This is a genomic window from Janibacter melonis, from assembly GCF_020567375.1.
GTDB lineage: Bacteria > Actinomycetota > Actinomycetes > Actinomycetales > Dermatophilaceae > Marihabitans > Marihabitans melonis.
The window spans coordinates 152,197-166,917 of sequence record NZ_JAJBZM010000002.1 but is presented as its reverse complement, the minus strand read 5'-3'; the positions used below and the strand labels follow the sequence as shown (position 1 = coordinate 166,917).

Sequence of the window (14,721 nt, the reverse complement as noted above, 5' to 3'; positions counted from 1 at the left end):
GACACCCCGGTCGCACGTCGCCGACCTATCGAAGCGATATATCTGCGTTACAGTCCACGGGTGCCAGAGGCGAAGGGGGGACGGATGCGACGTCGAGCGCTGCTCGACTTCGCCGTCCTCGGGCTGCTCCACGAGTCCCCGATGCACGGCTACGAGCTGCGTCGTCGGCTCAACGCCGCGCTCGGGGCCTTCCGGGCGCTCTCCTTCGGCACGCTCTACCCCTGCCTCAAGGCCCTGCTGCAGGCCGGGCTCATCGTCGAGGACGCGCAGGTGGCGCCGACGGGCAAGCGCCCCCGGATCACCTACGCCCTCACCGAGGCCGGCCGCGAGGAGTTCGCCCGGCAGGCGGCCCGGATCGACCCGGGCGCGTGGGAGGACGACGGCTTCGAGCTGCGCGTCGCCTTCTTCTCGCGCACCGACCGCGACACTCGCCTGCGCATCCTCGAGGGCCGGCGCAGCCGCCTCGAGGAGCGCCTCGACACGATGCGCTCGAGCGCCCAGCGCTCCCGTGACCGCATGGACTCGTGGACCGCGGCCCTGCAGCGCCACGCCGAGGACTCCACCGAGCGCGAGGTGCGATGGCTCACCGAGCTCATCGACGCCGAGCACCGTCCCGGTCCACCGGCCTGACCCTCGTCCCCCTTCGACCACCATCACCACAACCGAGGAGCACCACATGAGTTCCATCCGCGTCGCGATCGTCGGCGTCGGCAACTGCGCCAGCTCGCTGGTCCAGGGTGTCGAGTACTACAAGGACGCGCCCGCGGACGGTCACGTCCCCGGCCTCATGCACGTCCAGTTCGGCGAGTACCACGTGAGCGACGTCGAGTTCGTCGCCGCCTTCGACGTCGACGACAAGAAGGTCGGCAAGGACCTCGCCGAGGCGATCGGCGCCAGCGAGAACAACACCATCAAGATCGCCGACGTGCCCACGAGCGGTGTCGAGGTCCAGCGCGGCCACACCCTCGACGGCATCGGCAAGTACTACGCGATGACGATCGACGAGTCGCCGGCCGAGCCCGTCGACGTCGTCCAGGTCCTCAAGGACCGCGAGGTCGACGTGCTCGTCTCCTACCTGCCGGTGGGCTCGGAGCAGGCCGACAAGTTCTACGCGCAGTGCGCCATCGACGCGGGCGTCGCCTTCGTCAACGCGCTGCCGGTCTTCATCGCCTCCGACCCGGAGTGGTCGGCGAAGTTCGAGGCCGCGGGCGTGCCGGTCATCGGCGACGACATCAAGAGCCAGGTCGGCGCGACGATCACGCACCGCGTCATGGCCAAGCTCTTCGAGCAGCGTGGTGTCGTCCTCGACCGCACCTACCAGCTCAACGTCGGCGGCAACATGGACTTCAAGAACATGCTCGAGCGCGAGCGCCTGGAGTCCAAGAAGGTCTCCAAGACCCAGGCCGTGACGAGCAACCTCGAGGGCCCGCTCGCCGGCAAGATCGACGACAAGAACGTCCACATCGGCCCGTCGGACTACGTCGCGTGGCTCGACGACCGCAAGTGGGCCTACGTGCGCCTCGAGGGTCGCGCCTTCGGCGACGTCCCGCTCAACCTCGAGTACAAGCTCGAGGTGTGGGACTCCCCCAACAGCGCCGGCATCATCATCGACGCGATCCGTGCGGCGAAGATCGCCAAGGACCGCGGCATCGGCGGCGCCCTGCTCTCCGCGAGCTCCTACCTCATGAAGTCCCCGCCCGAGCAGCGCGAGGACACCGAGGGCCGCGCGAAGCTCGAGGCCTTCATCGCGGGCACCGAGGAGCGCTGAGAGACGAGCGGAGGAGGGTGGTCGGCGACGAAGGAGCCGCCCGCCCGGAGGAGCGAGGACTCAGCGCTCCTCAGATGGCAGGAGCGCTGAGCCGCAGCGGAGGAGGGTGGTCGGCGACCTCGCTGATCGCTGAACCGCAGCGGTGACATCGATGGTCGAGGTGCGACGGGCGCCCAGCGCCCGAGCCTCGAGACCACCGGTGCCTCGCTCTGACCCGGCTCCCCGCGCATGACGAAGGGGTGGTGGCCACTGGCCACCACCCCTTCGCGCCGTCCCGAACCAGGACCTCAGCGACCCTTGGACGCCTCGTCCTGCTGCGTGGCCTGATCCAGCGCAGCCTTCGAGTACGCCGTGATCGCATCCGAGGCCTGCTGCAACGCCTTCGCCGCCTGCTGCCACGCCTGCCCGAACGCCTCCGAGTCAGACCCCAACCAGTTCTCCGCCAGCGTCCCCTGCTGCGAGGTCCCGTTCTGCTGCACCTCACCGATCTTGCCCGCCTGCGTCTGCAGCTGACCCGCAACCTCACGGATCCGATCAGTGTCCATACCCTCGGTCAGATTCCCACCCATAGCACTGCTCCTACTCGTGTCGAAGAAAAAGAAAGCTCGTCAGAAAAGACCGCTGCGACGACCAACCCGAAAGGGTCAGGCCCCCGAGGTCTCCCGCTGCTGGTTCACGTCCTGCGTCAGCTGATCCACCAGCTGATCGATCATCTGCTTGATCTGCTCCAGCGCCGGGCGGTACTTGTCATTCCAGTCACCCACGAACTGATCCGAGTCCGTGCCGTTCCACGCCTCGTTCGCCGCCTGCACCTGCGTGTTCGTGTTGTTGATGATCGAGCCCACCTCCTCAGAGAGGCTGCTCCACTTCGGGATCTCACCCGAGACCGTCTCCAGGTTCATACCCAGCCAAGCCATGTCGAATCCTCCTGCTCGAGATGCTCGAGCGGCTTCCCCGCCCGACTGGTGACAACACTAGGCAGGACGAGGCGGGTTGAGAATGGGGAGGACTCCCCCGCGGCGAGGTACGACGAATCCCGTTGTGGCACAGGGGTTCTCACGGGTAAGCGAGGGTGGGCGAGGACGGGGCAGACGACCGCTGCCCGGTGTGCGGCCCGTCAGTCGACGGACAGGACGACGAGGGTCTCGCCCTCCTGGACGACGTCGCCGACGTCGACCTTGACCGAGCGCACGCGGCCGGCGTGCTCGGCGAGCACGGGGATCTCCATCTTCATCGACTCGAGCAGCACGAGCTCGTCGCCCTGCGCGACGTCCTGATCGGGCGCGACGTGCACCGCGATGACGTTGGCGACCAGCTCAGACTCGACGACGTGATCCATGGCACACCAGCCTAGGGCAGGGCGAGGCGCGCCCTGACCACCCCTTCGCCCTCGCTCCCCCGTCGCACCCCGGGGCCGTGACGAGGAGGCCTCGCTCCCCCTTCGCGCCCTCGAGGCGGCGACGGGGCGGGGCTCGCTCCCCCTTCGCATGACTTACCCCCACTTCGCACGAGTCCGGTACTCATGCTGAGCGGGGGTTTATCGGGTGACCCGAGAAACTCGTGGCCCCTGTGACTCGCTTCGAGGGCGCGGACGGGGGATGACGAAGGGGTGGTGGCCACTGGCCACCACCCCTTCGCGCCGTCCCGAACCAGGACCTCAGCGACCCTTGGACGCCTCGTCCTGCTGCGTGGCCTGATCCAGCGCAGCCTTCGAGTACGCCGTGATCGCATCCGAGGCCTGCTGCAACGCCTTCGCCGCCTGCTGCCACGCCTGCCCGAACGCCTCCGAGTCAGACCCCAACCAGTTCTCCGCCAGCGTCCCCTGCTGCGAGGTCCCGTTCTGCTGCACCTCACCGATCTTGCCCGCCTGCGTCTGCAGCTGACCCGCAACCTCACGGATCCGATCAGTGTCCATACCCTCGGTCAGATTCCCACCCATAGCACTGCTCCTACTCGTGTCGAAGAAAAAGAAAGCTCGTCAGAAAAGACCGCTGCGACGACCAACCCGAAAGGGTCAGGCCCCCGAGGTCTCCCGCTGCTGGTTCACGTCCTGCGTCAGCTGATCCACCAGCTGATCGATCATCTGCTTGATCTGCTCCAGCGCCGGGCGGTACTTGTCATTCCAGTCACCCACGAACTGATCCGAGTCCGTGCCGTTCCACGCCTCGTTCGCCGCCTGCACCTGCGTGTTCGTGTTGTTGATGATCGAGCCCACCTCCTCAGAGAGGCTGCTCCACTTCGGGATCTCACCCGAGACCGTCTCCAGGTTCATACCCAGCCAAGCCATGTCGAATCCTCCTGCTCGAGAAATGTGCTTTCGTGCACCGGACCGGCCGTGCTCTCGCCCCTGCGGTCCGTGTGCGACGAACCTACTAAGAGGTAGGCGCCCGGACCATGGGGAGCACTCCCCCTGTCCCGGGCGTCTGCTCAGCGCTGCGGCAGCGCGACCTGGACGATCTGCGCACGCCCGCGGCGCACGAGGACACCGCGGCCCTCGGGCATGAAGACGCGCTGCAGCGGCGGGAAAGTCGTCTTGAAGATCATCGAGCTCTCCGACCCGTCCGGGACGAGCGCGATGCCCGAGCGCGACCCCTTGACCAGGCCCTGCAGACCCATGCTCGTCGTCATGGCCGACGGGTCGGCCTCGGCGATGACGAAGTGGTCATTGTCGACGAGCGGCTTGACGCACTCCTGGAGGGGGTTCTGGTACGGCATCTGGGCGAGGTCGTCGAGCTTCTCGAGGACGAGCACGACGTGGGGCCCGCCCTCGGCGAGCGCCTTCTCCTTGAGGGTCGCCGACAGCGCGGTGATCTCCTCCTCCTTCGTCGCCGTGCCGGTGACCTCGGGCAGGTGGAGCAGCTCGCTGTTGCGCCGCAGGCTGACGACGTAGATCTCCGTGCTCGGGTCCGCAGCGCAGATCGAGCGCAGCAGCTGCACGAGCGTCGTCGTGCGACCGCTGCCGGGAGGACCGGTGACGACGAAGCCGCCGCGCGGCTCGAAGGTGCACGGCGCGAGCTGCTCGGAGTCCATGCCGAGGACGGGCAGGCCGTCGACGACCCGGGGCAGGTCGGCCGCGTGCACGACCTCCGGCAGCGACTCGATCTCCGGCGCCGGTGCCGTGCCGCTCTTGCGCATCGCGTCGGCGAAGCCCTGCACCATCCGCGACTGCTCCGAGGCGTCCTGCGTGCCGCCGAGGACGGCCACCTGGACCTCGCGCTTCTTGAAGATGCCGCGCCCCGGAGCGGACTCGGCGGTGAGGACGTCGGCGGGGACGCCGAGGAAGGAGTAGTCGTCCTCCGTCGCCATCCGCAGCACGAAGCGCGACTGCACCGAGGACCCCATCGAGACGGGCAGGCCGTTGCGCGCGTCGACGGAGAGCACGAAGTGCACGCCGACCGGCCGGCCGTCGCCGAGCAGCGAGGTGAAGGCGTCGAGCCACTTCATGAGCGCACCGGTCGACTCGTAGGCGCTGCGGAAGGAGGTCAGACCGTCGACGAGGACGAAGATCCGCGGCTCGTCGTGCCGGCCGGTGAGCTGGCGGTAGGCGGTGATCGTCGAGGCGTTCGCCTTGCTGTAGCGCACGGCGCGCTCCTCGATGACCTCGCGCAGGTGGTTGATGAGGCGCTTGACGCGCTCCTCGTCCTGACCCGAGATGATGCTGCCGACGTGCGGCAGCGTCTCGAGCATCGACAGCCCGCGGTTGCCGAAGTCGAGCCCGTAGACGTGGCACGGCCCGCCGCGCACCGTGAAGCCGGCGGCGATGGCGATGGTGCGCAGGAAGGCGCTCTTGCCCGACCCGGACGCGCCGTAGACGGCGAGGTTGCCCTCGGCGTCGGGGCGGAAGGAGATCGTCGGCTGCGACTGCAGCGCGGGGTTGTCGGAGATGCCGATGACGAGCTCGTCGTCGCGCCGGTCGGTCGGCAGCTTCGCGAGGTCGTACACGGGCTCGAGCTCGGGCAGCCAGGGCTTGCGGGGCACCGGGATCTCGGCCTCGACCCGGGCCGCCTCGACGACCTCGACGACGCGCTGGATGTCGTTGGGGCCGAGCTCGTCGTCCTCCTGCGTCTTCGGCGTCGCGGGCAGCTCCCAGCGCACGGGGGCGCCGAAGCTCAGCGTCTCGACGAGCATGTCCGGCGGCGGCGGGGTGTCGCTCGTCCACCCGCCGGCGTACCCGGTCTGGAAGGGGACGAGCCGCCCCGGGCCGGACTTCGCCATCGCGCGACCGGGCAGGCCCGGGTCGAAGTACGCCGCCTCGGGCGTGCCGAGGACGTCGGTCGAGTCGTCGGTGTCGGCCATGCGCAGCGCCATGCGCAGGTTGGTGTTCGCGCGCAGGTTGTCGCGGATGACGCCCGCGGGGCGCTGGGTGGCGAGGATGAGGTGGATGCCGAGGGAGCGGCCGCGCTGGGCGATGTTGACGACGCCGTCGACGAAGTCCGGGACCTCCTGGACGAGGGCCGCGAACTCGTCGACGACGATGATGAGGCTCGGCGGGGCCTCGACCTCGCCGCGCCGCTCGAGCTCGACGAGATCCTTGGCCTTGAAGCGCGCGAGCAGGTGCTCGCGGTAGTGCAGCTCGGCCGACAGGCTCTCGAGCGCGCGCCGCACGAGGTGCGGCGAGAGGTCGGTGACCATGCCGACGGTGTGCGGCAGGTTGACGCAGTCGCGGAAGGCCGACCCGCCCTTGTAGTCGACGAGCAGGAAGGTCACCCGCTGCGGGCTGTGGGCGGTGGCCATGCCGAGGATCCAGGCCTGGAGCAGCTCAGACTTGCCGGCACCGGTCGTGCCGCCGACGAGGGCGTGGGGCCCGTCGGTGCGCAGGTCGACGCTGTACGTCCCGAGCGCGCTCTGGCCGAGGACGGCGCGAAGGGAGCCCGGCTTGCGGCTCGGGGTGGCTGGGGCGTGCCGGCCGGTGAGGATCGAGCGGTTCTCGTTCCACCGCTCGATGACGGCCATCTGCGAGCTCGCGAGCTCGGTGCCGACGAGGGCGAGGAAGGAGACCGAGCGCGGGATGTCCGAGTCGTCCTCGGACAGCGCGCCGGAGTCGGTGACGGGGGCCAGCCGGCGGGCGGCGACGACGGCCTGCTCGTAGGAGAGCACGTCGGCGGTGACGTCCTGGGCGACCTCGGCGGGCGCGACGTAGCCGACGCGGGCCCGACCGCCGGTCTCGACCTCGACGAAGGTGCGGCACGCCGCCGGCAGCTGCTCGGTGACGGGCGCGACCCACACGACGACGACCCCGGAGCGCCAGCCGCGCTCGGCGAGCTGGACGAGGCGGGCCCGGTCGACGGGAGCGTCGTTCTCGACGAGGACGACGACGTTGACCCCCGTCGGCTTGCCCTTCTCGATCGTGCGGCTCGCATAGCCCTCGAGCTGCTCCATGAGCGCCGAGCAGCCCGGGCCCGAGCTCGCCGTGTGCTGCGCGTCGATCGGGCTCTGCGGCGACGCGGTGTGGGGCAGCCACTTCACCCAGTCCCAGTCGCGGGCGGACTTCGTCGAGGCGAGGGCGCACAGGACGACCTCGGCCGGCGAGTGCAGCGCCGCGGTCTGCACGACGAGCGAGCGGGCCATCGCCAGCGCCTCGTCACGGGGGCCGGAGATGCCGATGGCACCGTCGATGAGCGGGTGGGCGGTGACGGGCACGTCGGCGACGTGGCCCAGGCCCTGCATCGTCTGCGAGACCTCGAGCCAGGCCTCCGCGCGGGTCCGACCCATCTTCGGCAACTTGATCTCGGAGCGGCTGGGACGCACGCCGAGACCGAGGCGGTACTCGAGGTACCCGGGCTCACCGGGGCGCCGGGTCCACATGAGCGGGTGGTGCCGGCGCACGGCCTCACCGGTCTCGGCGACGGCGGGGTGCTCGAGCCTGCGCATGTCGTGCTCGCGGTCGAGCTCGGCCTCGATGTCCTCGACGAGGTAGCCGATGTCCTCGCGGAAGTCGTTCATCGCGTCCTCGAAGTCGAGGCGGACGCGGCGCCGCGACTCGTAGGCGTTGGCCATCATCATCGCCGGCATCATGAGCATGAACATGATCGTGTACGGGCTGCGGGTGACCGCGAAGAGCGTCGCACCCATGAAGAGCGGGACGAGCATCATCGCCAGCGGCATGCGCTGGGGCTTGCCGCGCTCGGGCAGGTCGGGGACCTCGAAGACGAGGCCCTGGTAGACCGGCGCGATCCGCGGGCTGCGGGAGAAGGCGACGGTGCCGCTGTCACCCATCGTCACGCCCGCGGCGGCGCGCGCCTGGCGGATCTCGATCGTCGTGTCGCCGACGGTGAAGGCCTCGCCCTCGCGCAGGATCGCGCGGTCGATCCGCTCGTCGTCGACGACGACGCCGTTGCTCGAGCCGAGGTCGGTGACCTCGACGACGTCGGCGACGAGGAGCTTCGCGTGCCGCCGGCTCACCGACCCGTCGTTGACCTGGATCTCGCAGTCGCGCCCGCGACCGACGTGGGAGGTGCCGCGCTGGAGAGGGAACTCCCTCCCTTCGTCCGGGCCGCCGACGACGACGGCGGTCGCCAGCGGCGCGGCCTTGTCCTCGTACCCGCTGGAGCGACGGGTGACGGCGACGTGGACGCCGCTGCGCAGACCGGACTCGGCGACCGTCGTGCCGGGGTCGACCGCGCGGTAGTTCTCGTCGACGAGGGCGAGGGTGTGCGTGCCGAGGTCGGAGCGCGCGTAGTAGTCACCGCCGGACTGCCGGTCCGGGTCGGACAGGACGAGGTGCTCGGCGAGGTCACCGACGGTCGTGCGGCCGTCGACGGTGGCGACGAGGTCGACGTCCTTGTCGTTCGACCCTCGCAGGGTGAGCATGAGCTTCATGTCCGGTCAGCCTTCCGACGGGATCGGCGCGGGGCGTGGTCAGCGGGCACGTCGTGGGTGACGACGCGCCGGGGGTCGGTGCGGGCGACGAGGGCGGCCGGGAGACCGGCCGAGCGACGGGCCCGACGGCGCACGGCGCGCAGGTCGCGCAGCCAGGACCCGACGGCGGCGGGGTCGGCCGGTCGCTCCCCGAAGACGAGGGCGTCGGCGGCCACCGCGACGGGCATCGCGTCGACCTGCGGGCCGAGGGCCATCGCCTGCTCGGGACGCGTCGCGCGGAGGGGGACGTCGAGACCCATCGAGCGGGCCTCGTCGACGAGATCGGCCCAGGCCCGGCCGACGCGCTGGTCGGGGTCGCCGGTGCGCGAGCGCAGGACGCGGCGCACGCCCCCGACGAGGGGGGCGATCGCGAGGAGGAGCAGGGGCAGGACGACGAGGACGGCCAGGGCCTTGGCCCACAGCGGCCAGGTGCGCGGCGAGGACCAGTCCGTGGGGTCGCTCTGGACGACGGGGGGCGGGGGCGGCGGCGGGAGCGGCTCGGACGCCGGCGCGTCCCAGGCCTTCATCTGCTCCGGCGGCGCGGTCTCGCGGTCGGGCATGAAGGTCTGCGGCATGACGGGGTACCAGGACCGGTCGGCGCGCTGCACCTCGACCCACGCGTGGACGTCGCGCCCGCGCACGACGCCGTCCTGGGTGGCCACGGCGCCGAGGACGACGCGGGTCGGGATGCCCAGCCGATTGCCCATGAGGGCGAGCGCCGCGGCGTACTGCTCGTCGTCGCCGGCGAGCGGGTCGTGCCCGAGGAAGTCGGTGAGGCGGGCGGTGCCGTGGCCGGGGCCGTGGACGAGCAGCGCCTCGGCCGCCCGCTGACGGTAGGCGGCCGAGGTCGAGCCCTCGGCGGAGATCGCGGGCAGGCCGTCGGTGTACGTGCCCTCCTCGCGCATCGCGGTCGCCACGGCGACGAAGCGTCGCCACGGGTCGCTCTCGTCCGCCGCCCACGCGCGCAGGCGGGGCTCGACGAAGTCGGTGCTCGCCCCCATCGGCAGCGAGCCCCGCGCCACGGGCAGGCTCTGCGGCAGCTCCTCGCCGAGCGACTCGGTGAGCACGGTGCGCAGCGTGTAGCGGTCGCCGGCCTGCAGGCCCGAGGGCACGAGGACCGCGTCGGTCGAGAGGTTGAGCCAGGCCTTGCCGTCGACGCGCTCGGCGGTCGGCTCGTCGAGCGTGATGCCCTGGACGCTGCCGGTCGTCGGCACCCACGGGCCGTCGTAGCCTTCCTCGGGCACCTCGACGGTGATCTCGCTCGGGGTCCGGCCGGCGCTGTCGGAGACGCCGACCCGCTGGCCGAAGAGCTGGAAGGCCCGACGCGGGTCGCCCCCGGCCTCGTCGAGCCCGGTGACCCCCCACGTCGTGCCGTCCCACGAGTCGAGCGTCGCCAGGCGCAGCGGTGCGCCGACGGGCACCCCGCCGACGCGGAAGAGCTCGGTGTCCCACAACCGGGTGGGCGACTGCTCGGTGTAGCTGCGGAACTCGCCGAGCGGGCTCGTGAGATAGCTGAGGTCGTGCACCGGTGAGACCTCGGCGCGCAGCGTCGAGCGCTCCGACGGGTCGGCATCCCCGAGCAGCGGGCCGAGCAGACCGGCGACGAGGGCGGCGATCGCGAGGATCCCGCCCCCGAGGGCGAGCCGGGAGAGGGCGGGCCGCCCGCGCCGCTCCTGGCCGCGCCGGGCCCGGAGGGCGAACCACGCGAGGAGGGCGACGGGCAGGGCGACCCCGTGGACGAGCGGGGACGCCGGCGCCTGCGTGCCCATGAGCAGCACGACGCACAGGAGCACGAGGACCGGGGCGGCGACGAGGAGCGCCGAGCGGTGACGGCGGGCGGTCGCGTAGACGACGAGGGTCCCCACGACGGCGACGAAGAAGACGAGGGCGAGCATCTGGCCGCCGGCGTCGACCGGTGGCACGAGGGTCAGCCAGCGCTTCCACCCGTGGATCGGCGCGCCGGCGAGGTCGGTGAAGGTGCGCAGGGTCGGCAGCACGCCGAAGCGCAGGTCGTCGCGGACGACGACGAGAGCCCCGACGAGCAGGTAGAGCACGACGGTGAGGGCGCTGATGGCGACGAGCGGCCACCGGTAGGTGGCCTGGACGTGCCCGAGGACGAGCCCGAGCAGCATGCCGACGACCCCGGCGAGGAGCGAGTGGGTGCCGAAGACCGAGGTGCGCAGCCCGACGAGGACGAGCGCGACGACGAGCACGGCGAAGCCCGCGTCGACGAGGTGCTCCGGGCCGGGGCGCATCCGCCCGAGCGTCGCCCGGACCCGCTGCCCGCCGGTGAGCTGGGGCTTGATCATCCCCTCGCGAGGGGCGCCGACGACGCTCATGCGGTGCTCAGCCCGGACAGGACGTGGTGCAGCTCGTCCAGACCGCCGACGGTGGCGATCGTCATGCCGCGCTGCCGGCGAAGGGAGGCGCTCGCCCCGCCGTCGACGAGGAGGGCGACGTGGTGCACCTCGACGTCGAACTGGAAGAGCACCTGCTGCAGCTCGAGGAAGGCGCGCCGCGGTCCGGTGACGAGGACGACGACCGAGCTGTCGGGGGCCAGGGCGGCCGCACGGCGCGCCGAGCTCAGCAGGTCGGCGCGGCCGACGCCGGCCTGGGCGATGGTGTCGAGGGTGAGCGGGATCGTCGTCCGCGAGGCGACCCGGTCGCCGGCGACGACGGTCGCCTCCTGCTCGTCGCGGATGGACTGGACGACGAGCGAGGCGGCGATGTCCATCGCTGCCTCGACGTCCTCCTCGGCGCGATACCCGGAGGGGTCGACGTCGACGATGACGGTGAGGTGCGCGCGACGCGTCTCCTGGAACTGCCGCACGAGGAGCCGGTCGTGCTTGGCCGAGCTGCGCCAGTGGACGTAGCGCCGGTCGTCGCCGGGCTCGTACTCGCGCAGCGCGTGGAAGTTGATGTCGGCCATCGACAGCTCGGGGGTGACCTCGCCCTCGAGGTCGCGCAGCAGGCCGTGGGCGCCCGACTCCAGCGGTCGGGTGCTCGGGTGGACGAAGAGCTGCTTGACCTCGCCGAAGACGCGGGTGCGGTTGGTGAGGCGCAGCGGGTCCTCCTGGACGGTGCGCACGGGACCGACCTCGACGACCCCGCGCCGGTCGGTGGGCACCGGCAGCTCGTGGCGGACCTGCTCGCCGCGGCGCAGCGCGGGCAGGTCGATGGTGCGCACGTCCTCGCCGACGGCGATCTCGACGCGCGAGGGCAAGATCCGACGGTGCCCGGGGTTGTGCAGGACGACCTCGGCCGCCGCGCGCTCCCCGACCCGCACCCGTGAGGGACGGGCGGTGAGCTCGACGCGGGGGTGGGTGCGCCCGACGGCGAGCGCGAAGCACAGGGCGCAGGCGACGAGCAGGGCGACCCCGAGGGTGACGACCTCGACCCACGCGAGGAGGAGGCCGACGACGACCTCCGCCGTCCCGAGGGCGAGGACGGACCAGCCGAGCGGCGAGACCCACGACAGCAGCCCGCCGAACCACGTCGTGCGGACCCGCTCGCCCCCGCGGGCCGAGGCGCGCAGGGCGGCGGCCGCGCCCCCCTTCGTGCTCCGGACCGCCTGGACGGGCACCGGGAGGGTGACCGTGCGGCGCTGGCCGGTCGCGCGCAGCCGCTGACCCTCCGCCATCCGCTCCTGACGCACCTCCATCGGCGTCGGGGCGGCACGCTGCTCAGGACGGGCCGGGGCGGGGGCGGGCGGGACCTGGCCCGGCCCGCCCGACCGGTCGAGCTGCCCCGGGCGAAGGGTGGGCGCGTCCTCCTCGACGGGCTGCGGGCGCACCCGACCGCGGCCGCGCGACGGCTCGGAGCCGCGCTGGCTCGGACCGGACGGGGGCGTCGTCATCGGCTCAGCGGCTCCGCTCGGTCGGCGGGGCGACCTCGCCGAGGACCTGGCCGACGACGTCGCCGACCTGGACGCCGGCGAACTCCGCCTCGGAGGTGAGCAGGAGGCGGTGGGCCATGATCGGCTCCGCGATGATCTTGATGTCGTCCGGGACGACGTGGGTGCGGCCCTGGCTGACCGCCCAGGTCTTCGCGCAGCGCACGAAGGCCAGGCACCCGCGCACCGACAGCCCGAGCCGCACGTTGCGGTGACGCCGGGTCTCCTCGGCGATGCGCGCGACGTAGGCGAGGATCGCCGCGTCGACGTGCACCTGGTCGGCCAGCCCGGCCATGTCGGAGACGACCTGCGCGGCGAGGACCGGGCGCAGACCGGCGGTGCGGTCGCGGCGGGCCGCGTCGGCCAGGACCGCCACGGTGGCCTCGTGGTCGGGGTAGCCCAACGACGTCTTCATGAGGAAGCGGTCGAGCTGGGCCTCGGGCAGGCGGTAGGTGCCGGCCTGCTCGATGGGGTTCTGCGTCGCGATGACCATGAAGGGGCGGCCGACCTCGTGGGTCGTGCCGTCGGCCGTGACCCGGCCCTCCTCCATGACCTCCAGCAGGGCGGACTGCGTCTTCGGCGAGGCGCGGTTGATCTCGTCGGCGAGGACGATCGTCGCGAAGACCGGGCCCTTGTGGAAGTCGAAGCGCTTCGTGCTCTGGTCGTAGATCGTCACGCCGGTGACGTCGCTCGGCAGCAGGTCGGGGGTGAACTGGATCCGGCTGTTGCTGCCCTGGACGGTGGCCGCGATGGCGCGGGCGAGCTGGGTCTTGCCCGTGCCCGGGTAGTCCTCGAGGAGCAGGTGGCCCTCGGAGAGCAGGCAGGTGAGCGCGAGCCGCACGACGTGCTGCTTGCCGAGCACGGCCCGGTCGACGTTGCCGACCATCTGCGCGAAGGTCTGGGCGAACCAGCCGGCCTGCTCCTGGGTCACGCTCATGGTCACGAACTCCTGCTCTTGAGGGTGGTCAGCTGATCGGCCGTGGGCCAGGTGTCGATGCGCAGCTCGCGGTCGAGCGAGAGGTCGAGGACGCGCCCCGTGTCGAGGTCGTTGACGAGGACCTGCCCGCGGTTGAGCCGCAGGACGACCGGGGTGGAGCGGGCGAGGTTGCCCGGGAGCACGACCTCGGTGGCGGGGAGGGTCTCGTCGCTGCAGACCACCTGGTAGCGCACCCGGGTGCCCTGCGAGCGCACGCCGAGCAGGCACGGGCCGTTGACGACCGGGCGGGCGACGAAGTGGCTGCGGATCGACACCGCCTGGGTGCTCTCGCCGAAGTCGATGCCGCGACGGCTCGTGCCCGAGCCCTGGGTGCCGACGAGGACCGTCTTGAGGTCGGTCGTCACCGCGACGGAGTCGGCCTCGACCCCCGGCACCTGGAGCGCGGCGTAGAGCGGCGGGCCGTCACCGCCGCTCGGCGCTCCGTCGACGTGCTGCGGGTCGTCCTGCCCCTCGACCCACACCCGGCCGTTCGTCGGGTCGAGGACGACCCACCGGTCGCCGACGGCGGTGATGTCGACGCCGTTGCCGCCGAGCTCGAGAGTCTCCCGCTCCGGCTCGCCGAAGCCGTCGCCCTCGGCCGGGATGTCGAGCACCGTCCCGGTGGTCGCCGAGACGACCTTGACGTTGCCGTCGACGTCGACCGCGACGGCGGCGTCGCCCTGGTCGACGGTGGCGAGCGGGGGCGACGAGGTCGTCATCGCGGAGAGGTCACCGACGCCGTCGGCGTCGAGGCGCTGCGCCCAGACCCGACCGGTACCGGGCTCGACCATCGCGATCGTCCGGCCGCGCAGGTCGACGAGCGGCGGGCGGTAGAGGCGGTCGCCGCTGCTGTAGGTGGCCTTCGGGAGCTGGCCGCGACCCTCTCCTGCCTGGCCCGTCGCCGCGTCGAGAGGCACGAGCGCTCCGTCGGCGCTCACCCCGACGACGAGCCGGCCGTCCTGGAGCACGTCGGCGCGCCGGGTCGAGGACGTCTCCTGCGAGGCGCCGCCCGGCACGACGGTGCCGAGCTGGTTCGCGCCTCGGTCGACCCGCCCCCACATGCCGCTCTCGCCCGAGGTGACCCACACGCCGCCGTCGCCGAGCGCGATCTCGTGCACGGGCTCGCCGGTGCTGCGCGCGGCGAAGACGGCGCTCACCCCCACGGCGAGGGTGAAGAGGGTCCCCGAGACGACGGCGAGCCCACGACGGCGCGTGCGCGGCATGGTC

At 72.0% G+C, this 14,721-nt stretch carries 12 protein-coding genes; 2 read left to right on the top strand and 10 right to left on the bottom strand.

The genetic code is table 11. The features are described 5' to 3' along the window. Positions 1-84: 84 nt before the first annotated feature. Positions 85-630, top strand: coding sequence for a PadR family transcriptional regulator (locus tag LIV55_RS06850; protein ID WP_123093502.1), 546 nt, complete (start codon positions 85-87; stop codon positions 628-630). Between the two features lie 46 nt (positions 631-676). After that, entirely contained in the window at positions 677-1,768 is a 1,092-nt protein-coding gene (locus LIV55_RS06845; protein WP_068270794.1) for an inositol-3-phosphate synthase, read from the top strand. Positions 1,769-2,055: 287 nt separating this feature from the next. Here LIV55_RS06845 and LIV55_RS06840 read toward each other — a convergent pair whose 3' ends face one another. From LIV55_RS06840 to LIV55_RS06795, 10 genes are all read right to left on the bottom strand, one after another. Beyond that, positions 2,056-2,313 carry a WXG100 family type VII secretion target gene (locus LIV55_RS06840; protein WP_191563096.1) on the bottom strand — a complete coding sequence of 86 codons (258 nt, stop codon included), beginning with the start codon at positions 2,311-2,313 and terminating at the stop codon, positions 2,056-2,058. A gap of 99 nt (positions 2,314-2,412) precedes the next feature. Next, positions 2,413-2,685, bottom strand: coding sequence for a WXG100 family type VII secretion target (locus tag LIV55_RS06835; RefSeq protein ID WP_068270800.1), 273 nt, complete (start codon positions 2,683-2,685; stop codon positions 2,413-2,415). A gap of 200 nt (positions 2,686-2,885) precedes the next feature. Then, positions 2,886-3,107, bottom strand: coding sequence for a biotin/lipoyl-binding carrier protein (locus tag LIV55_RS06830; RefSeq protein ID WP_123093815.1), 222 nt, complete (start codon positions 3,105-3,107; stop codon positions 2,886-2,888). A gap of 318 nt (positions 3,108-3,425) precedes the next feature. Next, positions 3,426-3,683 (bottom strand): WXG100 family type VII secretion target, encoded by a 258-nt coding sequence (locus LIV55_RS06825; RefSeq protein WP_191563096.1) that lies wholly within the window; start codon positions 3,681-3,683, stop codon positions 3,426-3,428. 99 nt (positions 3,684-3,782) lie between these two features. After that, the gene (locus tag LIV55_RS06820; RefSeq protein ID WP_068270800.1) at positions 3,783-4,055 is read right to left on the bottom strand and encodes a WXG100 family type VII secretion target; all 273 of its coding nucleotides are present in this window, start codon (positions 4,053-4,055) and stop codon (positions 3,783-3,785) included. A 140-nt stretch (positions 4,056-4,195) separates the two neighbouring features. Continuing rightward, a complete protein-coding gene (locus tag LIV55_RS06815) occupies positions 4,196-8,587 on the bottom strand; it encodes a type VII secretion EssC family protein (RefSeq protein WP_191563094.1) in 4,392 nt (1,463 codons plus the stop codon). Continuing rightward, complete coding sequence (locus LIV55_RS06810) at positions 8,584-10,965, bottom strand: transglutaminase TgpA family protein (RefSeq protein WP_229299714.1); 2,382 nt, start codon at positions 10,963-10,965, stop codon at positions 8,584-8,586. Before LIV55_RS06810 ends, LIV55_RS06815 begins: the two co-directional genes overlap by 4 nt. Then, complete coding sequence (locus LIV55_RS06805; protein WP_229299713.1) at positions 10,962-12,482, bottom strand: DUF58 domain-containing protein; 1,521 nt, start codon at positions 12,480-12,482, stop codon at positions 10,962-10,964. The genes LIV55_RS06810 and LIV55_RS06805 overlap by 4 nt, the downstream gene beginning before the upstream one ends. Before the next feature lie 4 nt (positions 12,483-12,486). Beyond that, positions 12,487-13,455: an AAA family ATPase gene (locus LIV55_RS06800; protein WP_068270808.1), complete on the bottom strand. Its 969-nt coding sequence runs from the start codon at positions 13,453-13,455 to the stop codon at positions 12,487-12,489. 2 nt (positions 13,456-13,457) lie between these two features. Next, on the bottom strand, positions 13,458-14,717 hold the full coding sequence (locus tag LIV55_RS06795) for an NHL repeat-containing protein (protein ID WP_229299712.1): 1,260 nt from the start codon (positions 14,715-14,717) through the stop codon (positions 13,458-13,460). Positions 14,718-14,721 lie beyond the last annotated feature (4 nt).